General features: G+C 35.2%; 31 protein-coding genes and 1 pseudogene. 15 read left to right on the top strand and 17 right to left on the bottom strand.

Features of this window, described 5'->3' with window-relative positions; translation table 11 throughout:
• The first annotated feature begins 1 nt into the window (after window position 1).
• Window positions 2-811 carry an alpha/beta fold hydrolase gene (locus tag MKO96_RS25465; RefSeq protein WP_240589063.1) on the top strand — a complete coding sequence of 270 codons (810 nt, stop codon included), beginning with the start codon at window positions 2-4 and terminating at the stop codon, window positions 809-811.
• Window positions 812-1,016: 205 nt separating this feature from the next.
• Here MKO96_RS25465 and MKO96_RS25460 read toward each other — a convergent pair whose 3' ends face one another.
• The 3 genes from MKO96_RS25460 to MKO96_RS25450 form a co-directional block, all read right to left on the bottom strand.
• Window positions 1,017-3,161: an LTA synthase family protein gene (locus MKO96_RS25460; RefSeq protein ID WP_240589111.1), complete on the bottom strand. Its 2,145-nt coding sequence runs from the start codon at window positions 3,159-3,161 to the stop codon at window positions 1,017-1,019.
• A gap of 272 nt (window positions 3,162-3,433) precedes the next feature.
• A complete protein-coding gene (locus MKO96_RS25455) occupies window positions 3,434-3,664 on the bottom strand; it encodes a hypothetical protein (RefSeq protein ID WP_240589062.1) in 231 nt (76 codons plus the stop codon).
• An 11-nt stretch (window positions 3,665-3,675) separates the two neighbouring features.
• Window positions 3,676-3,972 carry a DUF3986 family protein gene (locus MKO96_RS25450; protein WP_000455571.1) on the bottom strand — a complete coding sequence of 99 codons (297 nt, stop codon included), beginning with the start codon at window positions 3,970-3,972 and terminating at the stop codon, window positions 3,676-3,678.
• Between the two features lie 120 nt (window positions 3,973-4,092).
• Between MKO96_RS25450 and MKO96_RS25445 the strand changes: the two genes are divergently transcribed.
• The 3 genes from MKO96_RS25445 to MKO96_RS25435 are packed head-to-tail and all read left to right on the top strand — an operon-like array spanning window position 4,093 to window position 6,675.
• Window positions 4,093-5,100 (top strand): ABC transporter substrate-binding protein, encoded by a 1,008-nt coding sequence (locus MKO96_RS25445; protein WP_240589061.1) that lies wholly within the window; start codon window positions 4,093-4,095, stop codon window positions 5,098-5,100.
• 11 nt (window positions 5,101-5,111) lie between these two features.
• A complete protein-coding gene (locus MKO96_RS25440) occupies window positions 5,112-5,876 on the top strand; it encodes an ABC transporter ATP-binding protein (RefSeq protein WP_240589060.1) in 765 nt (254 codons plus the stop codon).
• Window positions 5,869-6,675: an ABC transporter permease gene (locus tag MKO96_RS25435; protein WP_240589059.1), complete on the top strand. Its 807-nt coding sequence runs from the start codon at window positions 5,869-5,871 to the stop codon at window positions 6,673-6,675. The genes MKO96_RS25440 and MKO96_RS25435 overlap by 8 nt, the downstream gene beginning before the upstream one ends.
• A 33-nt stretch (window positions 6,676-6,708) precedes the next feature.
• On the opposite strand, the gene MKO96_RS25430 is transcribed toward MKO96_RS25435, so the two are convergent.
• Window positions 6,709-6,936: a hypothetical protein gene (locus MKO96_RS25430; protein WP_000849118.1), complete on the bottom strand. Its 228-nt coding sequence runs from the start codon at window positions 6,934-6,936 to the stop codon at window positions 6,709-6,711.
• 215 nt (window positions 6,937-7,151) lie between these two features.
• Window positions 7,152-8,264: a recombinase family protein gene (locus tag MKO96_RS25425; RefSeq protein WP_240589058.1), complete on the bottom strand. Its 1,113-nt coding sequence runs from the start codon at window positions 8,262-8,264 to the stop codon at window positions 7,152-7,154.
• A 93-nt stretch (window positions 8,265-8,357) separates the two neighbouring features.
• Between MKO96_RS25425 and MKO96_RS25420 the strand changes: the two are divergent.
• Window positions 8,358-8,444: pseudogene (locus tag MKO96_RS25420) on the top strand (HAD family hydrolase); the annotation flags it as partial.
• Between the two features lie 71 nt (window positions 8,445-8,515).
• Here MKO96_RS25420 and MKO96_RS25415 read toward each other — a convergent pair.
• From MKO96_RS25415 to MKO96_RS25405, 3 genes are all read right to left on the bottom strand, one after another.
• Complete coding sequence (locus tag MKO96_RS25415) at window positions 8,516-9,052, bottom strand: DUF3267 domain-containing protein (RefSeq protein ID WP_240589057.1); 537 nt, start codon at window positions 9,050-9,052, stop codon at window positions 8,516-8,518.
• A 112-nt stretch (window positions 9,053-9,164) separates the two neighbouring features.
• Window positions 9,165-9,644: an antimutator 8-oxo-(dGTP/GTP)ase gene (gene mutTA, locus MKO96_RS25410; RefSeq protein WP_000276383.1), complete on the bottom strand. Its 480-nt coding sequence runs from the start codon at window positions 9,642-9,644 to the stop codon at window positions 9,165-9,167.
• Between the two features lie 84 nt (window positions 9,645-9,728).
• Window positions 9,729-10,046, bottom strand: coding sequence for a hypothetical protein (locus tag MKO96_RS25405; protein ID WP_000448410.1), 318 nt, complete (start codon window positions 10,044-10,046; stop codon window positions 9,729-9,731).
• Between the two features lie 83 nt (window positions 10,047-10,129).
• Here MKO96_RS25405 and ytzI point away from each other — a divergent pair, with 83 nt between their 5' ends.
• From ytzI to MKO96_RS25380, 5 genes are all read left to right on the top strand, one after another.
• Window positions 10,130-10,279, top strand: a complete 150-nt coding sequence (ytzI, locus tag MKO96_RS25400) for a YtzI protein (protein WP_000472802.1) — start codon at window positions 10,130-10,132, stop codon at window positions 10,277-10,279.
• The gene (locus MKO96_RS25395) at window positions 10,272-10,475 is read left to right on the top strand and encodes a DUF3953 domain-containing protein (RefSeq protein ID WP_240589110.1); all 204 of its coding nucleotides are present in this window, start codon (window positions 10,272-10,274) and stop codon (window positions 10,473-10,475) included. Before ytzI ends, MKO96_RS25395 begins: the two co-directional genes overlap by 8 nt.
• 14 nt (window positions 10,476-10,489) lie before the next feature.
• Complete coding sequence (locus MKO96_RS25390; protein ID WP_240589056.1) at window positions 10,490-10,720, top strand: YczI family protein; 231 nt, start codon at window positions 10,490-10,492, stop codon at window positions 10,718-10,720.
• 330 nt (window positions 10,721-11,050) lie between these two features.
• Entirely contained in the window at window positions 11,051-11,290 is a 240-nt protein-coding gene (locus MKO96_RS25385) for a hypothetical protein (RefSeq protein WP_240589055.1), read from the top strand.
• An 11-nt stretch (window positions 11,291-11,301) separates the two neighbouring features.
• Window positions 11,302-11,532, top strand: coding sequence for a YczI family protein (locus MKO96_RS25380; RefSeq protein WP_240589054.1), 231 nt, complete (start codon window positions 11,302-11,304; stop codon window positions 11,530-11,532).
• Between the two features lie 65 nt (window positions 11,533-11,597).
• Here MKO96_RS25380 and luxS read toward each other — a convergent pair whose 3' ends face one another.
• On the bottom strand, window positions 11,598-12,071 hold the full coding sequence (luxS, locus tag MKO96_RS25375; RefSeq protein ID WP_001141371.1) for an S-ribosylhomocysteine lyase LuxS: 474 nt from the start codon (window positions 12,069-12,071) through the stop codon (window positions 11,598-11,600).
• A 128-nt stretch (window positions 12,072-12,199) separates the two neighbouring features.
• Between luxS and yidD the strand changes: the two genes are divergently transcribed.
• The gene (gene yidD, locus MKO96_RS25370; protein WP_000809334.1) at window positions 12,200-12,436 is read left to right on the top strand and encodes a membrane protein insertion efficiency factor YidD; all 237 of its coding nucleotides are present in this window, start codon (window positions 12,200-12,202) and stop codon (window positions 12,434-12,436) included.
• Here yidD and MKO96_RS25365 read toward each other — a convergent pair.
• Complete coding sequence (locus MKO96_RS25365; RefSeq protein ID WP_000838167.1) at window positions 12,433-12,996, bottom strand: beta-class carbonic anhydrase; 564 nt, start codon at window positions 12,994-12,996, stop codon at window positions 12,433-12,435. The two genes, yidD and MKO96_RS25365, sit on opposite strands and share 4 nt — an antisense overlap.
• 224 nt (window positions 12,997-13,220) lie before the next feature.
• Between MKO96_RS25365 and cydA the strand changes: the two genes are divergently transcribed.
• Together cydA and cydB are read left to right on the top strand one after the other, a co-directional pair.
• Window positions 13,221-14,570 (top strand): cytochrome ubiquinol oxidase subunit I, encoded by a 1,350-nt coding sequence (gene cydA, locus MKO96_RS25360; protein WP_087982598.1) that lies wholly within the window; start codon window positions 13,221-13,223, stop codon window positions 14,568-14,570.
• Entirely contained in the window at window positions 14,560-15,588 is a 1,029-nt protein-coding gene (gene cydB, locus MKO96_RS25355) for a cytochrome d ubiquinol oxidase subunit II (RefSeq protein WP_240589053.1), read from the top strand. Before cydA ends, cydB begins: the two co-directional genes overlap by 11 nt.
• Before the next feature lie 167 nt (window positions 15,589-15,755).
• On the opposite strand, the gene MKO96_RS25350 is transcribed toward cydB, so the two are convergent.
• Together MKO96_RS25350 and MKO96_RS25345 are read right to left on the bottom strand one after the other, a co-directional pair.
• Window positions 15,756-15,989 carry a spore germination protein gene (locus MKO96_RS25350; protein ID WP_140386911.1) on the bottom strand — a complete coding sequence of 78 codons (234 nt, stop codon included), beginning with the start codon at window positions 15,987-15,989 and terminating at the stop codon, window positions 15,756-15,758.
• 82 nt (window positions 15,990-16,071) lie between these two features.
• Window positions 16,072-16,890: an S-layer homology domain-containing protein gene (locus MKO96_RS25345; RefSeq protein ID WP_087982602.1), complete on the bottom strand. Its 819-nt coding sequence runs from the start codon at window positions 16,888-16,890 to the stop codon at window positions 16,072-16,074.
• Window positions 16,891-17,589: 699 nt separating this feature from the next.
• On the opposite strand from MKO96_RS25345, the gene MKO96_RS25340 reads away from it, so the two are divergent.
• Window positions 17,590-18,624, top strand: coding sequence for a YdcF family protein (locus MKO96_RS25340; RefSeq protein ID WP_240589052.1), 1,035 nt, complete (start codon window positions 17,590-17,592; stop codon window positions 18,622-18,624).
• Window positions 18,625-18,811: 187 nt separating this feature from the next.
• Window positions 18,812-19,684 (top strand): YitT family protein, encoded by an 873-nt coding sequence (locus MKO96_RS25335; protein WP_000411242.1) that lies wholly within the window; start codon window positions 18,812-18,814, stop codon window positions 19,682-19,684.
• A gap of 118 nt (window positions 19,685-19,802) precedes the next feature.
• Here the strand turns inward: MKO96_RS25335 and MKO96_RS25330 are convergent, their stop codons facing one another.
• The 5 genes from MKO96_RS25330 to MKO96_RS25310 all read right to left on the bottom strand — a co-directional run bounded on the left by MKO96_RS25330 (window position 19,803) and on the right by MKO96_RS25310 (window position 22,626).
• Window positions 19,803-20,021 (bottom strand): hypothetical protein, encoded by a 219-nt coding sequence (locus MKO96_RS25330; protein ID WP_240589051.1) that lies wholly within the window; start codon window positions 20,019-20,021, stop codon window positions 19,803-19,805.
• Window positions 20,022-20,119: 98 nt separating this feature from the next.
• Window positions 20,120-20,935, bottom strand: coding sequence for a DUF4247 domain-containing protein (locus MKO96_RS25325; RefSeq protein WP_087982609.1), 816 nt, complete (start codon window positions 20,933-20,935; stop codon window positions 20,120-20,122).
• A 12-nt stretch (window positions 20,936-20,947) separates the two neighbouring features.
• Complete coding sequence (locus MKO96_RS25320; RefSeq protein WP_240589050.1) at window positions 20,948-21,454, bottom strand: DUF4178 domain-containing protein; 507 nt, start codon at window positions 21,452-21,454, stop codon at window positions 20,948-20,950.
• Between the two features lie 21 nt (window positions 21,455-21,475).
• Window positions 21,476-21,880, bottom strand: a complete 405-nt coding sequence (locus MKO96_RS25315) for a DUF350 domain-containing protein (protein WP_000220322.1) — start codon at window positions 21,878-21,880, stop codon at window positions 21,476-21,478.
• Window positions 21,881-21,960: 80 nt separating this feature from the next.
• Window positions 21,961-22,626 (bottom strand): PspA/IM30 family protein, encoded by a 666-nt coding sequence (locus MKO96_RS25310; RefSeq protein ID WP_000110298.1) that lies wholly within the window; start codon window positions 22,624-22,626, stop codon window positions 21,961-21,963.
• Between the last annotated feature and the right edge of the window lie 179 nt (window positions 22,627-22,805).

Raw genomic sequence — 22,805 nt, 5'->3', positions numbered from 1 at the left:
TATGTTTGTTACTGTCGAGAAAGATGTGCATATTTTTGTGCAAGACGTTAATCCCGGACCCGGTAGTAAGACCATTTTCTTCGTCCATGGCTGGCCTTTAAATCATCAAATGTACCAATATCAACTCAATGTGTTACCACAGCACGGTTTCCGCTGCATCGCTATGGATATACGCGGAAACGGGCAATCTGATAAACCATGGACTGGTTACACATACGATCGTTTAGCAGACGATATCGCCATTGTTCTAGAAGCACTTCAAGTAGAAAATGCTACATTAGTCGGTTTTTCAGTAGGTGGCGCTCTTTCTATTCGGTACATGTCTCGCTACAATGGTCATCGCATTTCTAAACTTGTATTAGTCGATGCTGTTTCCCCTTCTTTCGTTAAAAGTCAAGAATCTCCCTATGGTGTCCCAAAAGAACAAGCAGATATCCTCATTAATCAAATGTATGCCAATATGCCAAAATTTTTAAATGATGTATCTTTATCATTTTTTAATAGAAACTTAGGATCTGCTACGTTAGAATGGTTTTCTTATCTCGGTATGCAGTCTGCTTCCTACGCTCTCATCAAAATATTACAAGCAGCCGCAAATGAAGATGTAACGAAAGATTTAAGTAAAATTAACGTCCCAACAAAAATATTCCACGGTGTTCACGATCAACTTATCCCTTACAAAAGCGCTGAACTCACGCAAAAGCGAATTAAAAATTCTCAGTTACATCCTCTTACAAATAGTGGTCACGGCTCTCCAATCGATCAAGCGGATGAATTAAATGAAGAACTTATAAAGTTTTTGCATTCATAAAAACCTATGCCCAATCGTTTTGATAGGAACGTCGTTTTTGAACAGAATAAAATTCACATATTTCTCACAAATCAATTAATAAAACGATTACATTTTCATTTATACTACATGTACAGGTAATACTCCCTAAACCCAGCTTGTCTGGTTACCCCGTTAAATACTATAAAAAAGAACTTGTATCGTTATACAAGTTCTTTTTGTTTTTCTATTTAAAAAGTATATCTTTACTATACTGCTTTCCAGCAAGTAAATCATATTGGATCATTTTATATTGCTCTAACATTTCTTTTTGTTCCTTTGTTAAATCTGTTATTTCTTCTCCATCTTTATTAACCTTTAACTCATCTCTAAGAACTGGTATTTCTTTATGCATTTCCGATAAAAATTGATAAAATGGTGATTGATTTAATCCTGCATAATCAAAAACAAGACTAGAAAAATAAATCGGACTTACTAAACCTAAATTGTCATTTGGCAAATCGAAATTTGCGTACATTAACAATGGTGTTTCTGACATAATTAATCTTTCTCTTACCGTCTCTTCATCTTCTATATATCCTGCTTCTGTATAAATAGCTTTATTAGTTCCTAACATAGGTAAATGGTCTCCAAAGAAGACTATTAAAGTAGGTCTATCTAGATCGTCAAGCTGCTCGATTAAATACTGCAGAGCCTCATCCGATAATCTTACCCCTTCTGTATATGCTTCTAATTCCGCCTTCGATTCCTCTTCTGTTAATCCACTAATTTCTATTTTATTTTCTCCAAACATATTTGGCGTATACGGAAAATGATTTTGCATCGTCACCGCATGAATAAATGTAGGTTGTTTTCTCTTATTTAATTCATCTATGATTTCTTTACTCATAGATAAATCACCAATATTGTCTCCCACTACTTCTTTATTTTTCATCGTATCTTCTGCATTAAAATTATCGAATCCCAATGTTTTATATACATCTTCACGTTTATAAAACGATCGATTAAACGCATGAATTGCACTTGCATAATACCCTTGTTTTTTCAATTCACTTGCAATCGATGGAATCTCTTTTTGGCTTGGAACAGCTTGTTGATATGGTATAGAACCTGGCATTAAAAGACTCATCGAGTAACTCGTTAACGCTTCAAATTCTGTATTCGCTGTATTTCCTCCAAATGTAGGAGCTATCGTTTGTCCCCCTGGAAAATTCTCCATATAATGATGCAAATTTGGCACTGGATCTTCGCTAAATGACAGATTTGTTAATTTTGTCGGATCCCAAAAAGCTTCACTCATAATAAATATAATATTCGGCTTCTCTGCTTTTTTTTGTCCTTTTATTTTATCGCCATATTGTTTTTCTATATCCTTTGCAATTTGCTGCATACTTTCTTTTGAATATTCTTTCGGCTCTTTAATGACTGTCGTATCTAAGTTGCTTAAAAATCCTATAACAAAACCATTCACCTTATAATTTGCGGCTTGATTCCACGCGCGGATGTCCACTCCACTTTTTATAAATATATTATTCATAAAAGTAGTAGGGTAGTTACTATATCCATACAACATAAACGCAGAGCCGCATATTAAAATAATCCTCATAATAATATGTGATTTTATAACTGGAATATACTTTCTTATATACATAACTACAAAGATAAGTAAAACAATACTAACTACCATCAGGAACACATTCCAAAAACTGAAATAATCCATGACCATCGGTATAACCGTATCCATATGACCAATCTGTGTGAAATCAGACGGATAGAATGGCTCCCCTCTAAAGATGAGCTTAAAATGGTTCACCATTACAAAAATAAGTAAAACTAAGCTAGTTATCGTTGTACTTAAGAAAACCCTTCCAAGCAAATTATACGCAAAAACGTATACCATATAAATAAATAACAGGCTTAATATATACTGTCCATATTGTAAATACACCCATGTATTTACTACTATAAGGTTCATATCCTCCTGCACTATGATATACATCCAATTCATTGTATGAGCAATTAAAAATAATACGACATAAACTCGAATAGCCGGCCTAAGCTTATGAATGATGCCTTTATTTAAATGAATGATGTATAGTAGTACACTCCACAAAACAATAATGAGTATACTTAGCTGTATTTTCCCATTAAAAAATTCTTTAGTTCTCTCGAATCCGAAAGATCTTAACATAACAAAAAACAGCGTTTCTAAACAGATCGCCCACATTCCACTAAGAATGATAGAAATTAATAGGTTCTTCCTCGACTCCTGAGGAGAAAAACTAAGATAAAATTCATCTCTTCTTCGTTGTTGTGTTAAAAAATCAAAACGCAATTTATTCCCTCTTTCCTTTACCCCTTCGTCTCGCATCCACAAACATATTGTCCTATACAAAATACCATATTTGTATGCAGCTAGTCTCCCTATGTGCTTGTAATATACACATGTATCCTTAATTTCCCCTTAAAAATACAATAAAACTTTAATGCGTCCGCTCCATTCAGGATTGAACGTGATAAACCTTCTTCGCTCTATATTCTAGCAGCATCAATGAACTATGCTTCACAAAATTATTACCATAAAAAAAGAACCTATCAACACTGACAGGTTCTCCTTCATTTTAACAGACATGAGCATATGTATTATAGAAGAGAATACATCCATACTTTCCATATAATACATACAAGTACGATAACTACAAAATCAAAAAGATCTAATCTCGGGCCCTTTTTCATATTCATCTCTAGCCACATATGAATCCATTTTATTTTTGTATATTTTTGAATGTTTTTCTTTGCAAATCTATAAACGAGTACTTGCATAATAAAAAATCCGACTACGAAAATGAACAAGAAAATGAGAAAATCGACCACAAAATTCCTCCCTATTTTTGCAGCGATTTTTCTACTATTTGATTTCTCAAAACCCACTCTTCAAATTGAGCACTTCCAAATTCCCAGCTAAGATCACGAGCATGTACAGAAAAAACGTAATGACCAGCATATTCGTCCATAAATCTACCTGTCTCGATCTCATCTTTCTGAAGACCATATGCTCCAAAATTAAAATACACATCCCACACGTCTTCATTCTTCCGTTTATAAGCAATCGATTCCATATCACATTCTGTTCCGAAATAATCAAGATGTAAATGTACGCTATCATCATATTCGTACTCCATTTTATCACCCCTTATATTTGTACTTCTTTATCACCCAAAAAATTCCTGCTATCTACACTCACATATGGGCGCTTACCTACATATCATGCTTGTAGAGTGACTTCTAGGAGGTGTCATATAGTGAAAAAATTTATAGCTGTTTTTTGCATCATGTTACTAGCTGTTTTCACATTTGCTGCTTGCAGTAGTAAAAAAGAAGGTACGAAAGAACAAACGCAAAACATTCGCGTCGGTGAAGTTACCCATTCTCTCTTCTACGCCCCGTTATATGTCGGGATTGAAAAAGGATTTTTTAAAGATGAAGGATTAAATATTGACCTCCAAACAACAGCTGGCGGAGATAAAACGATGACCGCCCTATTATCTGGCGGAATTGATATTGCTCTCGTCGGTTCTGAAACGTCTATTTATGTTCATCAACAAGGTGCAAAAGACCCTGTCATTAACTTCGCACAACTTACACAAACAGACGGAACATTTTTAGTTTCGCGTAAAAAATTAGACTCTTTTAATTGGAATGACGTAAAAGGTTTTACGTTTTTAGGACAGCGTAAAGGCGGCATGCCGCAAATGGTTGGAGAATATGTTTTAAAGAAAAATGGCATTGATCCTCACAAAGATACAAACTTAATTCAAAACATCGAATTTGCTAACATTGCAAGTGCCTTTGCATCTGGTACTGGGGAATTTGTACAGCTCTTTGAACCGACTGCAAGTATATTCGAAAAAGAAGGAAAAGGGTTTATCGTCGCTTCGTTCGGAAATGAATCTGGAACTGTTCCGTATACAACGTTCATGGCAAAAGAAAGCTTCTTAAAGAAAGATAAAGATGCTGCTGAAAAATTCACACGTGCGCTCTATAAAGCACAACAATGGGTTGATACACATAGTCCAGAGGAGATTGCTGATGCCGTTTCTCCGTTATTTAAAGACACTTCAAAGGACATTACAGTAAAAGTAATTGAACGTTATAAAAAGCAACATTCTTATGCGACAAATCCGCTATTAGATGCTGAAGAATGGAAACAGCTCCAAACGATTATGAAAGAAGCTGGCGAATTACAAAAAGAAGTTCCACATGAAGCGCTCGTCAATACAAAAATTGCCGAAAGCGTTATTAAGAAATAGAGGCGAAGTGTATGAGTTTTTTACAAATACGTAACGTTTCTCACTGCTTTTTCGCAAAAGAGAATGCTAAATTGATTCTCGAAGACATGAGTTTACAAGTGGAAGAAGGCGAATTTATTTCTATACTCGGTCCAAGTGGTTGCGGCAAAACGACACTCCTCTCCATTATTGCTGGGCTGCTTGATCCAATTGAAGGCATCGTCTTTTTAGATGGTGAGCCTATTACAATAAAAACTTCATCTATGGGGTATATGCTGCAGCAAGATTACTTGTTCCCTTGGAAAACAATTGAAGAAAATATTATGCTCGGACTTCACACCCGAAAAATTTACAATGAACAGACGAAAAAACATACTTTACAACTTTTAAAGCAAGTCGGTCTACATGATGTAGAAGAGCAATACCCTCGTGAACTGTCCGGCGGTATGCGTCAACGTGCCGCCCTCGTTCGAACGTTAGCGACCGATCCGAAAATTTTATTGCTAGATGAACCTTTTTCAGCTCTCGATTATCAAACGAAGTTGAAACTAGAAGATCTCGTCTTCACATTATTACGTAACTATAAAAAAACATCACTACTTGTCACACACGATATTGAAGAAGCCATTGCGATGAGTGATCGTATTTATTTACTACAAGCGAACCCTGGAAAAATCGCAAAAACATTTATCGTCCCAGAAAGCATCCGTTCCTTATCACCGTTAGAATCACGCCACCACCATGACTTCCCAAACCTCTTCCAAGATATATGGAAGGAGCTGGAGCGCCTTGGATAATATAAAGCAACTGCATGAACAGTTTCGGAAGAAAGAACGTAGGCGCGCATGGTTAGCACGCTCTTTACAGCTTTTACTACTCATTCTTTTCTTTGCACTATGGGAAATAGCTAGCAAAAAAGAGTGGATTGATCCTTTACTCTTTAGCTCTCCTTCAAGCATTTGGGATCTCTTCCTTAGTAAATGGATTGACGGTTCGCTTTTGGTTCACATATGGACGACATTACTTGAAACAGGAGTAGGCTTCATTCTTGGAACAGTGCTCGGCGCTATTATCGCTACTTTTCTTTGGTGGATGCCACTTCTTGCTCGCGTGCTCGACCCCTATCTCGTCGTCCTAAACGCCATGCCAAAAGTGGCACTTGGACCTATTATCATTGTAATCTTCGGTCCAAATATTTCTTCGTCGATTGCAATGGGGGTAATCATTTCCATCATCATTACCATTCTCGTTATTTACAGCGCATTTCAAGAAGTCGATTCTAACTATATAAAAGTGATGGACACATTTGGCGCGAATAAATGGCAATGTTATAAGCAAGTCGTTCTTCCTGCATCCTTCCCAGCAATTATTTCAACGTTAAAAGTGAACGTTGGTTTATCATGGGTCGGTGTTATATTCGGCGAACTTCTCGTCTCTAAACAAGGTCTTGGCTACTTAATTAGCTACGGATTCCAAGTGTTTAATTTCACGCTCGTCTTACTGAGCGTACTACTCACCTGCGTCCTCGCAACACTTATGTATGTGTTTGTTGAGGCATTTGAAAAACTTCTAATTGGAAAACGAAAAAGAAGCTGACTTAGGACGATAGACTATAGTCAGCTTCTTTCTTTACCTTTTATCACACATCTTTGTTTCATTTGTAACGTTTCCATCTGCAACCGTAACTGTATGGAAACAATCTTTCACACGTACTGTAACGACATTTTCTTTTCGATCTATTACATGATAATCATCATACTTTTTATTTAATGCACTACGAATTTGCTCTCCTTCAAAAATCGGAAAACCGTGAGACATTACCCAAATGAGACCAGCAACCGCAAGAATCGTTTTCATACGTTTCATTACCTCCTTGAGAGTAAACTTATAGCCCCTACAATATGCGCATTATAATTGTGTCTAATTTGTGACATTTTTATACTAATTCTCTTTTAAAGCTTCAGTTCCTTCTTCTTTTTTACAAAAATACAGAATTTTCAATTTTATCAACATAAAAAAACGCAAAGAACTAAAATTCTTTACGTTTTCTTGGCTAAAATATATACCTCTCATTATTGTCCGCTTTGTTGTTCTATCGTTTTTGAGATATCATCTAATCCCGACAACACTTCCGCTCTCATTTTTACAAGCTCAGGGAACTGATAGAAGAACGCAATTTTTTTATACTTTAACTCCGATCCTCCTTTCACCTTTTTTGAATCTTGCAAAATAAATGCTGTAAACGTATCTGCAATATCTTCCGCTACATTTGTCGTTCCATACTGTGATACAAACTCCTCATGCTTTTCTTTAAAAAATTCAATTTGAGTTTCTTCACTTTCTTCCACTTTCTTTTCTGTCCACTCCTGCTCAATGTCCTTCCAGAAAGAGTTATAAAATTGATTAATATAAGATTTTTCCTTCGCACATCCCTCTTGTAAGAAAAGAGTTTCACAGTTATTTCGGTACGTTGAAATATCTTTATCTTCTTCAAAATCCTTTACATACTTTTCATCTACTGGTATTTGCTTATGCCCGAGCGTCAACACGTGAGCCGTCTCATGAATTAATGTTTTCATCACTTCATCGATATTTACTGCAGAATCAAGCGTATCTAAGCTTAGGATCCAATCTTTCGGATTCTCCATACTAGGCATAACGTGGGCAACAACACCGTCATAACCGTCCGTTATTAAATCGAATTCTGTTATATTCCCGCGATATTTAGCTGGGATGAGAGTGCGGTACATATCCCATAAGTCTTCATGATAACCTCTATCTTGACGCTGTTGTAGCACTTCTTCTTTCGCTTCTTTATCTTCAGCGAATACTTTATTTAAACGTTTCCGTTCTATTTTTTCAAAATAAGGATCTACAATTTCATCACCATCAATATAATAAGAAGCTAAAAAGAAATAATTTTCGTCATCCTCTTTTTTCTGCTCTGCCTCTTTCATATCCGCACTTTCATGCTCTTCTATATCATAATCTTCTACTGCTTCAAGCTCATATAATCCATCTATTTTTTCATATACTTTTTGAAGTTTATTATCTCCTATTTCCACGCATTCTTCTTCTGTTTTACAAACTTCTTTTTCCTTCACACTCTTCATAGAACTATCGCATCCTGCTATTAAACCAATTACGACGATAACCCCTACTAACTTACCATACAGTCTCTTCATATAAACCTCCGTCGTTCCATTCTACAAAAATATCATAATCAATTTCTAACACATATGCGATACTTAATTAAATAAACTGTAAGGGGGGTTTCCGTGATTCGAGCAGTCTTCTTCGACTTAGATGGAACACTAGTAGATCGGCGCCAATCTCTAGAAAATTATATCAGCGATTTTCACAATATATCGACTTACCGACAAAAGCTGACAAATAAAAAAGAGGCCGTTTTTCAAAAATGCCTCCCCTTCCTTTATTATTCATATACTGTAAACTGAGGTTTACTCGGATGATCTTTAACTTGCGCATCCTCTGGAAACTTTGAAACTTTTTGATATAGGGCAATGTCACCGATACAACCTGCTGTTAGTAAAATCCCTAAAAATGAGATGGATTGCAAATTCGTAGCTAACCCAATTACAATTGGCAAAATTCCAGTTGGTAAAAACGGCAGCATTAACACTTTCTTCATTTGTTTTACTGTAATCGCCTGTTTAGAATGAGCATATGCAACACCTAATTTCCAATTAACGCCCCATTTCATTTCACTCCACGGCACACCACCGATATAGCGAAACCCTATTAAATGTATCGCTTCATGAATACAAACAAGAACAATCATTGCGATAATAAAAAGAAACAAGGTTGGTAACGTAATTTCAATTTGAACCCCGCCTGAAAGAAGTGAATGTAAAAAACTAACTCCAATCGCCAGAGCAAATGCTATACAACATGAATAGAAATTTAATTTCCCCATCGAAACAGTAACAGTCGTTTCTTTTCTTTTATCCATCTTCCCCCTCCTAAAATGCAAATATATCTTTACAAAATTGTATAATATACCCAAAATAATATAAAGATATATTTACATTTATTCTTACACACAAAAAAAGAAACCAGCCACTTTACTTCGTAAAACAGCCGATTTCTTCTATATGTTTCATCGTACGCGCCAATACATCGTCGCGCATTATAAAGCTAAATTTTCTATCCGTTTTAATGTTATCAGGAATGTCTGTTAATAAAACAGATCCTTTCGTTTCTTCGTAATGCGTATGTGCTTCTACCGCACTAATCGTTGCAAAATAAATGTTTTTAATGATTATTTTGTCTTTTCCAGATACTTTATACTGTCCTAAGTAAGTTAAATCAGAAACTATGCCGCCAGTTTCTTCATGAACTTCTCGAACTGCCGCTTCTTCCGGTGTTTCCCCTAGCTCTACTTTACCACCTGGAAATTCAAGACCGCGACGTAAATGATGTGTTAATAACCATTGATCCCCGTACCGGCATACAACCCAAACATGCTTTGGCTCAGGAGAAAATGGATAACGTTCAAACGATAATTGTACAGTATTGTGGTAATAATCTTTAAATTTGTACATGCCATTACTCCCCTATTGATGGTTACAAGTTTTTCCTACCACAAATTGTAGCATATTCTCGCTTTTCTGCATAATATTATCCAATTACAATCCATTGATTATTCCCATTTGCGCGACTAATTCTTTCGTCTCATGATTTCCTAAATCGTAAATCATTTTATATGCTTTTTGTAGCTGTTCATCATACCGGTCATTATTCGAGTCGTGATGATACTCAACAAATGGAACGTGAGAGCGTACAAATGAACCTAAATCCTCTACATATGCTTGATCGAAGTACTCTCTTAACTCCGTAATTTCCTCATCACTTGCGGAAATCTCAAAATTATACGTATCCGCCGTCTTCACTTGTGAAATTTGACCGTTTCCTATTGATATATAATATGTTTTTTTCGTCTCCATGTAACACCCTTCTTTCATCCTTTTAATTTCTATTGTTTTCATCAATTACAAAATTATGTAAAATAAAGAAAAGGAGGGATTCCATGTTCAAAATATTAATTATTGGTATTATAATCGTCCTAGTCATACTAGTACTCTCCGTCATGACGATTAATAAAGGCTACGCTTATAAACATTCTGTTGATAAACCAGAAGATAACCCTTATACAAAAAACAGCAAGAAGAATTCATAATACACTTCATATACTACTTATTTTAGCCCACATCATATGCATTATTAGTTTATTGACAGGTCAACATAACTTTCTACCACTTTCACAATTTCTATTAAGAGCTTTAATGTTTCTCATTGGCATTGAACAAATAAAGAAAAAAGATTCAGGAACCGGATTTATTTGGATTTTCCTCATCATTAGCTATATAAAATAACAGGGGGGATGTATATGCTAAAAGGATTACAGATTACTTTTGCACTCATTGCATTATGTATAGCAATCTATGGATATTTTACTGGTAATAGAGAAATGATGCCTTATATGTTCATTTTCTTAGGATTAATGGCTTTCACTATAGGACTAGGAGAAATAAAACAAGACAGAAAATCTAGTGGCGTACTTGCTTTTCTCGCTGGATCTGGTGCTTTATTTCTTAGCTTCTCAGAAATATTCCGGTAAATAATCTATTTAAGGGGGAATTACATGCTAACTGGATTACGGATTTTTTTAGGACTTCTCACGCTTCTCATACTCTCTCTTTGCACTTATTCTCTTATTACTGATAATTTCATATTTACTCCCTACATACAATTTGCTCTCAGCTGTTCCTTTATTCTTCTAGGGATTAACGAACTGAAATCCGGACGAAAATCCATGAGCATTCCGTTTTTTTTCGTTTCTAGTCTTATATTTGTCTTTCTCATATCTAACTGCTTTCGCTACATGTAGAATGAAATTCCAATCAATTTAGCATTTATCATTATTTTCTTTCTACTAAGGAGGGCTAAAATGCATATTAGACAAATACAACTCATCATCGTTTTTATTACTTTACTTCTATGTTTATACAGCTTATTTACAATGAACTTTCAAATCTTTTCACCTATCATTTTGTTTCTCTTTAGTTTATATGGCATTTTAGTAGGAATTGAGACGATTCAAAAACAACAAAAGCAAATTGGAGTCATTAGCATCAGTTTAAGCATGTTTACAATTATTTTTGTTATTCCATTTATACTGTTCTTTTAAAGGAGGATTATATGTTTAAAAACATTCGAATTATACTAGCAACGCTTGCCCTCATCCTCGCTATATTTAGCCTCTTTGCAAATATCTCTATACTTTTGTCATTCGTATTCATCCTTTTGAGTATTATGTTTATCTTTTTTGGAATTGATGAAATGAAGAAACAGGAAAAAGCAAAAGCATTTGTTTATTTTCTCGGTTCTGCCTTTGTCTTATATGTTGGGGTGTCTAGTATACTTTCATAAAAAAGAAGAGCATGGTCGCTCTTAACACAATAAAAAAACTGCCCTTTCACAGGCAGTTTTTCTTTCTATCCAAATACTTTCTCAAGTTCATCTTTATCTTGGCTTAACCAGAAGTTCATTAAGCGTTGTGCTCCTTCTAAATCGTGAAGCTTCGCTTGGCCACATTGCGTTTCATTTGCAGCTGGAATTTCTGTAATTTGAACCGCATCTTTTAATGTTAGTTCTAATAAATCAATGATTTCTCGAACCGTTGGTGTTCCGCTTACTACAAGATAATATCCTGTTTGGCAGCCCATTGGTGAAATATCGATAATATCAAAATGCGGATAACGATCAATATATTTACGTAAATTAAATGCTAATAAATGTTCTAACGTATGAATAACATCTGGTTTCATTGCTTGTTTATTCGGTTGGCAAAAACGAATATCAAATTTATTTACAATACCGTCACTACCTACGTTGTGAACTCCGCAATGTCTTACATAAGGCGCCTTTACAATCGTATGATCTAATTCAAAGCTTTCTACTGATGGCATACAACATCTCTCCCGCTTTTAATTTAATTCCGTTATATCCAATATGATATAACGGAAATCAACATTAGTAAAGTATTATGTACAGTCGTGCTATAATACTTTAAGACTATGCGGAAAAGGAGACCATTATGAAACAGATTTTTATTGGGATTATACGCTTTTATCAAAAATTCATTTCTCCAATGACACCACCAACCTGCCGCTTTTACCCAACTTGTTCTCATTACGGATTAGAGGCGTTTCAAAAACATGGGGCACTAAAAGGTTTTTGGCTTACATGTAAGCGGATATTAAAATGTCACCCTTTCCATCCGGGAGGATTTGATCCTGTCCCAGATAAAAAGGATGACAAAGTAAATTCTTAATTGTCGTAACCATTCACAACTAAATCTAATTTCCCTGTGTCAGGATCTATAACAAGACCGTGAACAGGTACTTCTTCAGGAAGTAACGGATGGTTGCGAAGTATTGATACGCTATGTTCTACACTTTCTTCTACACTAGAGAATCCTTGTAGGAATCTTTCTAAATCGATTCCAGAATAACGAAGTGTATCCAATTTCTCTTCTGTAATACCGCGCTCTTTCATCTTCTCGATTGTACTGCTCGCTTGAATTTTAGCCATACCGCAATCATGGTGGCCAACTACACAAACTTCATCAGCACCAAGTTCGTATACAGCAACTAAAATACTACGCATAATACTTCCAAACGGATGTGAAATAACAGCGCCTGCTACTTTAATAATTTTCACATCACCGTTACGCATGTTCATTGCTTTCGGTAATAATTCAACAAGACGAGTATCCATACAAGAAATGATTACCATTTTTTTATTTGGAAATTTTCCTGTTTCATACTCTTCGTATTTTTTTTCTTCAACGAATTTTTCATTGTATTGTAAAATCTCTTCTAATGACTTCATAGTAAAGAACCCTCTTTTCTCTCATTTACATTACTTATATAGTGTACCAAAATATGAAAAACACAAAAAGCATATTGTATTATTATAAAAGCAATATATTTTCAGATAACCGACATAATTCTTTCAAAATATACACACAGCTTTGTAACAAGTCCCACATACTATACTCCTATTTTCACTATAAACTGATTGTAGATAATGTAAAAAAGGAGTGAATATTCATTATGTCCGACGTTCTGTTACTGAGTCGTTTTCAATTTGCAATTACTATTTTTTATCACTTTTTATTTGTACCTTTGACAATCGGGCTTGTTATTTTAGTGGCATGTATGGAAACTCAATACGCCCGCACATTGAATCCAACATACCGCAAAATGGCAAATTTCTGGGGTAAATTATTTACAATTAACTTCGTCATGGGGATTATAACCGGGATTACGATGGAGTTCCAATTTGGAACAAACTGGTCTGAGTACTCCAAATATATGGGAGATATTTTCGGATCACCTCTCGCAATCGAAGCACTCGTTGCCTTCTTCTTAGAATCTACTTTCATGGGAATATGGTTATTCGGTAAAGACAAAATTTCACCAAAGTTCCGTGCCTTCTGTATGTGGATGGTTGCACTTGGAACAAATATTTCCGCCCTTTGGATTATTACAGCAAACGGCTTTATGCAAAACCCTGTTGGCTACGTCGTACGTAACGGCCGCGCTGAATTAAATGATTTCTGGGCACTTGTTACAAATCCATATGCTTGGAACATGTTCTTCCATACTGTAATTGGTTGTTATATCGTTGGTGCTTTCTTCGTTATGGCAATTAGTGCCTATCATTTATTACGTAAAAATGAAGTTGAATTCTTCAAAAAATCATTTAAGTTTGGTTTAATGTTAGGTTTATTCGCTGCAACTGTTACACCGTTTATGGGTCATCAGTCTGGTGTATCAGCAGCTAAATACCAACCAGCTAAAGGTGCTGCGATGGAAGCTGTTTGGGAAACTGGAAAAGGACAAGGCTTCTCGATTGTTCAAATTCCTGATGTGAAAAATGAAAAGAACTTTGAATTCCTTACTATTCCGAAACTAGGAAGTTTCTTCTATACAAATTCATTTGATGGAGAAATTGTTGGTTTAAAAGATATTCCGAAAGATGAACGTCCAAATGTTAACCTCGTGTACTATAGCTTCCGCTTAATGGTTGCACTTGGTATGTTCTTTATGGCATTAACTTGGTTCGGTTTCTATTTAAACCGAAAAGGAAAACTAGAAAACTCAAAACGTTATTTAAAAATCACAATGTGGTCTGTCTTACTACCATATATCGCAATTAACGCTGGATGGATTGTTGCCGAAGTAGGTCGTCAACCATGGACAGTATATAAACTGATGCGTACAGCAGAATCTGTATCACCTATATCCGTTCCGCAGATTTGGTTCTCATTAATTAGTTTAATATTATTCTATACTCTACTCTTAATTGCAGACGTATACTTAATGCTGAAGTTCGCGAAAAAAGGACCTGCTGCATTAGAAGAGCCTGCTACTGAAGGAGGTGCGGCTCATGTCTCATGATATGCTCGCAATCATCTGGTTCGGTTTATGGGGCGTAATTTGGACAGTTTACTTCATTCTTGATGGGTATGCACTTGGTAACGGAATGATTTTTCCTTTCGTTGCGAAAGACCGACAAGAACGAAATCAATTACAAGAAGCAATTGGCCCGTTCTGGGGTGGTAATGAAGTATGGTTAATTACAGCTGGTGGTGCAACATTTGCTGCCTTCCCAGTCACATATGCAAATATGTTTAGTTATTTATATACACCACTATTTTTAGTATTACTTGCACTGTTTGCTCGTGCTGCTGGACTTGAATTTATGCATAAAGACGATTCACCAATTTGGCAAAAAACTTGTAAATGGGCATTTACAATTGGTAGTTTCCTAATCGCCTTCTTATTCGGAGTTACGTTCGCCAACCTTTATTACGGACTACAAATCGGAAAAAATGGTTATGAAGGAAATTTACTTAGCTTACTAAATCATTATGGTATTTTAGGTGGCCTGTTCTTCACTGCTATATTTGTCGTATCTGGTGCCCTTTGGGTTATGATCAAAACGACTGGTGAAGTATCTGATCGTGCTTATAAAATCGCAAGACCATTTTCAATGGCAGCTGCTATCATTTTAGCTATTTTCTATGTAGCAACAGCGAATCGTACAAATTTATTCCAAAACTTCACAGAATATCCTGTACTATTCATTCTTCCAATACTTGCGATGTTAATGAGTGTACTCGCACTTATTATGGTGTACAAACATAAAATCGGTCTTGCATTCACATTCGTTTGCTTAACAATCGCAATGTTTATGACAACTGGCTTTGCGGGCATGTTCCCAAGAATGTTACCGTCACGTATTAACGATGCATACAGCACAACGCTATACAACGCAGCAGGTAGTCAGTTAAACTTAAAAATTATGTTCTTCGTTGCAATGATTATGGTACCCATTGTTATTGGATATCAACTTTGGAGCTACAGTATCTTTAAAAATAAAATTCATAAAGACTCTGCTAAAGGGTATCACTAAAATAAAAAAAGACACTTCGTTTGAAGTGTCTTTTTTGTACGTATGATTTTCGATAAGATGTTATATTTCTAATCTAACAACTATAATACAGAAGAATCATTAACAGCTCACAGCTAAAGTGTAACACACAACAAACATGTTACTTTATGCAATTTTGCATATAAAAATTATAACGTGGATTGAATGACTTGATCATACACATCGTTATCCCTTACATCCGCTGTACTAATACCACTAAATGTTTGTACTTTTTTTCCTGTATTCGATGATCCCGATCCATTATAAGCTTTCGTTTTTTCAATCGGCTGCACGTTATATTTGTCTCCTAAATTAATCGTTCCGTTACAGTTTTCAATAATAACGCCTTCCACAATTGACGGCATTTTGTCACCTACTTTCATTTCCTTACTTTTATTTTATGAGAATCGCCTAAAAAAATAGCATGTTTCCATAAGAAAAAGCACTCAAACTGAGTGCTTTTTCTTATTTACCTTTTTTCTTTTTCTCACAAGCAATTCCATCGCCATCACGATCTAAATGCTTACCATAATATGGACTATCTCTTGTAATGTCATAATATCCAGCATCGTTTGCTTCTTTACAATTAGCAAAACGTTTCGGATCCGGTTTTACTTCAGGTTTTACGTCAGGCTTCACTTCTGGTTGTGGTTGTTTTGCTCCTGGTCTTTCTTCAAATGGTAACGTTGCATTATATAAGAACTGAACGTATTGCTCACGACTTACATGCATTTTAGGTGCGAATTTACCATCACCAGTTCCAGCCGTAATATAATTTGATTTAATTGCAGTAATCGCAGGATTCGCCCATCCATTTCTATCTACATCCGGGAAATTATGATCGCCTCTTATTTGCAATTGGAATCCCCTTGTCAAAATTTGTGCCATTTCTTCACGAGTTAACGAATCTTTCGGTCTAAATTTCCCTGTGTTATCTCCAACGAATACACCCATCTCTGTTAAAGCAAGAATCTCTTTTTTAAACATAGTTGAACGATCCGTAACATCTTTATACGGATTGTTATACTGTTCTTTTACTGTCGGTTTTAAATGACGGAACATAAGAGCTGCAACTTGCTCACGTGTTACATCATCACCAAATCCAAAAATCCCATTTCCGTATCCAGCAACAACGTTTTTATTTGCTAAATCCATAATTGCTTTATAAGACCAATGATTGTTTGGAACATCTTTAAAATCTGTACTTGCCTGCGCTGTTCCAATTGAAGTAAATGCTGTAGTTGCAACAATTGCACCTGTTAAAATTAATTTTTTAAATCCCATATTTAAGTCTCCTTCTCTTCCCTATAATAACCATTTAACAATATAACAAATTATTTAAATATATTTTGTCGCATTATGTCGAACACAAAAAAGAATCCAGAAGGATTCTTTTTTGCTAAGCATGAATGGCAATTTCGGAGACAGTTGACTTCTTCAAAAATTTATTAGGGGTAATATTTTGAAAAAGAAAGCCTTTCATATGTAGGTTAACACCACTGGAATATATAGTAAATTGATAATGTTTATACGGAAGATTGCTAATGTTTAGTATAGATACTTTCCACTATATCAACAGTGAAAAGTATCTACATGAAACAACAAAAAGGTGCCTTCAAAGAGGACACCTTTCATAAACAGACACTAGAAAACAGAATTATTTATTGTTATACGATTGTTAGATACAAAAAGTAGAGGGAAATGTTTGTATAAAATTCTGCTTTATATAGTCTGCCTACCACTTATATTTTAGCCTTCTTCACTTGAAAATAAATATAATATGCATAATTACATACAAAAAAGAAAAGACACTCCATAGAGTGCCTCTTCACCATTTTACTTTTAATATCTCACATTTTAACATATGTATTCATATATTTTATTGAGAAAATTCAAAATCCTTTTTCTTTCATTTTCAATTATAAAATCATGTAATATAAAAGGTATGTCAAATTCTTATACAAATTGAGGTGTGCTATATTTATGTCTTTCGGAATTGTTCCTCTTATATTATTTATTATTTTTCTTATCTCCTATTTAAAAGATCCGCGAAAAATAATAAACGGCTTTTTATTTAATGCCTTTATCTGTTTTTTCCTTCTTTTTTGTGTGATTGTATCTTTGAACTCAGATAGTGCTGTCCTACGCTACATTATATTTTTACCTTTTTTAGCACTTCTTATTATGCTTCCTTTCGGTATTATTGCTTTAATGTTTGGGCTATTTCTTAATGCTAGAATTTTAATGAAGCGAGAAGGAAGACGATTCACTAACTGTTTAACACTCCTTGCTGCTTTAGGGATGTTACTCTGTATGTTACTCCCTATTATAAATCCAGCAAGTTTGTTCTCATCACATTTACAGCCTATTTTTGCTGGTATTTCTTTTATAAGCGTATATTTCTTCATACACCTATCTAACTTCTTAAGCGCTTATTTTCTATATCAATTCAACAGACCAAGACGTAATCAAGATTTCATCATCGTTCTTGGTAGTGGCTTAATTAATGACAAAGTGCCCCCTTTACTTGCAAGTCGTATTAATAAAGCAATTGACTTCTATTGGAAACAAGCAGCTGTGAATACACCACCAACAATCATTTTCTCTGGTGGACAAGGTCCAGATGAAGGCCTTCCAGAAGCAGAAGCGATGCAAAAGTACGCTGTTGAAAAAGGAATCCCACTTGAACATACAGTGCAAGAAAATCGCTCTGTAAACACATATCAAAATATGTCGTTCTCTAAAGAAATTATGGATTCTTTAAAGCCTAACGGTAAGTATAGAAGTATTTTTACAACGAATAATTTCCATCTTTTCCGTGCGGGTATATATGCAAAACAAGCGGGTCTTAATAGCCAAGGAATCGGATCAAAAACTGCGTTTTATTACTGGCCTAATGCAATGATTCGTGAGTATGTTGCAATTGTTGTGATGGGACGTAAACGTCATATGAAAGTTTGCGGAGCTATTTTAGGATTCTCTTTATTCCTATCCGTGCTTAGTTTTATCATTTCTTAATAGTCTCCCATCCTTTGAAAGGATGGGATTTCTTATACTCATTTCAAAAATATTTTAAAGATAATATGGTGATAATATTCCCTGCATACATCCATTAAAGGAGAAATTTTTCAAATTAAATGTTAAAATAAAATTTAGGTGTGAATTACGTAACAAATAAGAAACTAGTTTGAAACGAGGAAATTACATGGAGAAAATTATTAAAAACAAGCCCAATAAGCTAAAAATCGCTTCAAAAGCTTTGATGATTATTATTGGGGCATTTATCACAGCATACGGATTAGAAGCGGTATTAATTCCAAATAACGTATCAGACGGTGGTGTGACTGGTTTAAGTATCGTTAGTTCAAGATTATTTGGATTGCCATTAGGAGCTCTAATCGCAGTTATTAACATTCCTTTCGTTTGGTTAGGATATAAACAAATAGGTAAAAGCTTTGCAATTTATTCTATTATTGGGATTGCTTCATTAGCAATAGGTACCGTTGTCATGCACGGAATACCTACTATTATTGAAGGCGATACATTACTCGTTACAGTTGTTGGTGGTATTATTATCGGTTTCGGTATGGGACTAGCATTACGTAACGGCGGCGCATTAGATGGAATCGATATGCTAGCTGTATTACTTTCTCGTAAGTTACCTTTTGGAACAAGTGACCTTATTTTATTCTTAAACATGTTCGTGTTTATTTTCGTATCAACAGTATTCGGCCTTCAAGGAGCTATCCTTTCGGCAATTGCTTACTTTATCGCTTCGAAAGTGATTCATATCGTTGAAGTTGGTTTAAGTGGTTCAAAAACATTTAAAATCATCACGAAAGAGCCTGAATTAATGGTAGAAACAATTCGCGATCGTTTAGGCCGAAGCGCAACGTATAACGAAGTATACGGTGGTTATTCAAGAGAGAAATTTAAAGAAATTTCTTGTGTAATTAACCGTTTAGAAGAAAGTAAAATGAAAGACTTAATTAATGAAATCGATCCAAATGCCTTTATTACTGTTTATGACGTAGCAGAAGTAAAAGGCGGTAACTTTAAGAAACGTGATATTCATTAATCATTATGAATAAAGAGGGTGTGCCAACAATTTGGCACACCCTCTTCTTATTATTAAATTGCGGTCGTTGTCAGTTTTGTCGGTAAGTCGATATATTTCAATAATCGCTGATATAAATTTACTCTCCCCATCTTCTTCCTCTCTTAATCCATGCTACGTATTTTTGAAAGGCGGGCACTTCATGTTGAAAGCGAAGCGGAACATATAGAAAGAGAGTACATGTACATAGTATCCATAGAATACCTACTACAAAGTGGAATTTCATCGTTGTGCTAATAAACAAACTGAGGAATAAGACGAGGAACATAATCAAACTAAACCTTTTATATAGAGTCATACTAATCTCCTCCTTATAACTTAATTGTACCAGCTATAAGGAATTAATTTCCATAATAAAAAGGCCGAAAAGCATATTCAACTTTTCGGTCTCTATAACTATCTTCTCTTCATAATCTTTCCTGAACCACCAACCCTCGTTTTCGGGGGAGATGTATTCTTTGGCGGCGTTTTAATAGATGATTTCGGCTTCACATCTGATCCGCTCGAGCCACCTGGTGTTTTTGTAATTTTTCCTTTGCTTCCAGTAGACGGCGGAGGGGTACTACTTCCTTTTTTCGTAATACTTCCTGTATCTCCTACAGAAGATTTCGAATCTACATTATCGCCTCGCTTAATGATAGATCCTTTCCCTTCCTTCGTAATTGGAGGAGGGGTTTTCTTTTCTTCTTTCGTAGGTGGTCTTTCTGGAATAACTGGTTTATGATTTTGTCTGTCATTATATCCTCGGTAATCACCGGATGATGATTTTTTCGAACCGAATATATCGTTTAATATACTTCCCATAATATATCCTTGCAGGAAGGATGGTTGGTAATTTTGACGGACAAATTCTTCATTACTTACTTCAATTAACGTATCAGATGGTTTCTCTTTATCCTTTTGCAAATTATACATTTTATCAGAATAAACGAGGAACATTTGATTTTCGTCTTCTTTAGATGCTTGCTTCGGTTTCCTTTCAGCTATAAGTTCCTTCGCGACTTCAGGAACTGACCGATTGGCGGCCCTATACACGTAAGATTCTTGTTTACCTTCCTTTGCGACAGATTCAAGTGGATAACGGTCTTGAATCGACTTTGTCTGTCCGCCTTGACAACCTGATAAGGCATATCCAGCAACAACAAGTAATATAACGATAGCAAGTATAGGGATTACGAACGATTTAATCATGGTAAACAATCGGTTTGACATGATTACGCCCCCTTACGTTGCTCTTATAATTTGTACATCAGCAGGAATAATTGCTTCTCCCTCATACATCATTGTGCGACCATTTTGCCATTCAATACGCAATAATTTTCGGTTATCGGATTGGAATTCCCATACATGCTGTTCTTCTGAAGCAGAGAATGGTGTTTTTCCCATCACAACAACACGTCCGTTATATTGCTCTTCCATATGGTACTCTGTATCATCCATTTCAATTGTCGTCGGAACTTCATCAATTGAATCTAAACGACCATCGATTGGTGTATATAATTTGTAATACGTATTTTCACGATCTTCAATTTTTAAATAACGAATATCTTTCCCGTCTTGCAGTGTTAAAACAATTTCTTTACGAGAATGCATACTCGTTTTCCCAGTTAATTCGTACATGACTAATGAAACTTCAATCATATCGCCAGGAGCTAACGTTAACAAACTTTTCTCTGGTTTCAGCGGCTCTGGGCTCTTCATTATATTTTTAATTCGTTTAAATAAACTCATAATTTACCCCTCCTTCTCTCTTTATAAACAAGCACCTAAAATAAGTGCACCAACGATATGTAATGATCCGGCCAACATCGCGTGTGCAACACTGCCTTCTTTCGTACCTTCTTCTAAATCTAAACCAGCCATTTTCTTTAATACAAATTCGATAAACATTTCTACCACTAATAAAATAACGAAAGAAACTGCTGATGCAAGTAGTGCTTGCCATAAGTCGTTTGCTTTCGTTATAGATTGAGATAAAATGTACCCTTGCGCGAATAATTTCATAACGAAACGCGTTGTTACAGCTGTATTCCCATTCTTTATTTCTTTTAAATCATTGTATTTAGTAAAAATTGAATCAACCCACATAATTGCAAATAAAAGTACTGCACTTGCTCCAGTCCATACAAGCATGGCTAACACATTTGTCCATGTCATTGCAAAACCTCCTCTAAAAAGTAATAGAAAACCGACATGAATTTGTTTAGACATGTCGGTTCATTTGTCTCTATTCTATATTATTTCTCATACTGCTTCATAATACGAGCTAATTCATCGTCAACAGCAGAATTTTTGTTTAAGCTTGCGAATTCATCATCTAATGATTTTTCTTTTTTGTACACTTCACCGCTTGCTTCTGCTTCAGCCTCTAATTGAAGAGCTTTCTCTTCCATACGGCTTAAACCAGCTTTCGCTGAATTCGAATCAAATCCAGACATTGCCTGATTAATATTCTTTTGTGCTTTCGCCGCATTTACACGTGCTACAAGTGTTTCACGTTTATTTTTCAGCTCTGTTAATTGCTTACGCATTTCTTCTAACTTCAGGCGAAGATTATCAGCAGCAGCTTTGTTTTGCTCATAGCTTGCTTTATACTCATTCATCTTTTGCTCTGCATTTTGTTTTTCTTCAAGAGCACGGCGCGCAAGGTCAAGATTGCTTGCTTGAACAGCCATATGAGCTTGCTCTTCACGTTTTTTCACAAGTGCTTCTTGCTCTTCAAATAATATTTTGAATTTCTTTTCAAGTGCAATTTGAGCTGCTACACTTTTCTCTGCTTCTTGTACATCCGCTTGCATATCGCGTAAATATTGATCCGTCATCTTAACTGGATCTTCCGCTTTTTCAATCATTGAATACACATTCGACATTGTTAAATCTCTTAATCGTTTAAATACAGACATCCAAATTCCTCCTATGATATACCTCATATTTCAAATTCACTACTTGGAAAACTGAAAAATCTCCCTTTACAGTAAAGAATATTCATTTTTACAGCCTATGTGTTTATTATAACAAAACTAATATGTCCTTACATGTTATTTCCAAAATACATCCAATATAATATGACATTCTAGATACA

Source organism: Bacillus sp. ES1-5, from assembly GCF_022487605.1.
In the GTDB taxonomy this organism is placed as follows: Bacteria; Bacillota; Bacilli; order Bacillales; family Bacillaceae_G; genus Bacillus_A; species Bacillus_A wiedmannii.
The sequence above is the reverse complement of the archived record's forward strand: the minus strand, read 5'-3'. Positions and strand labels throughout refer to the sequence as shown.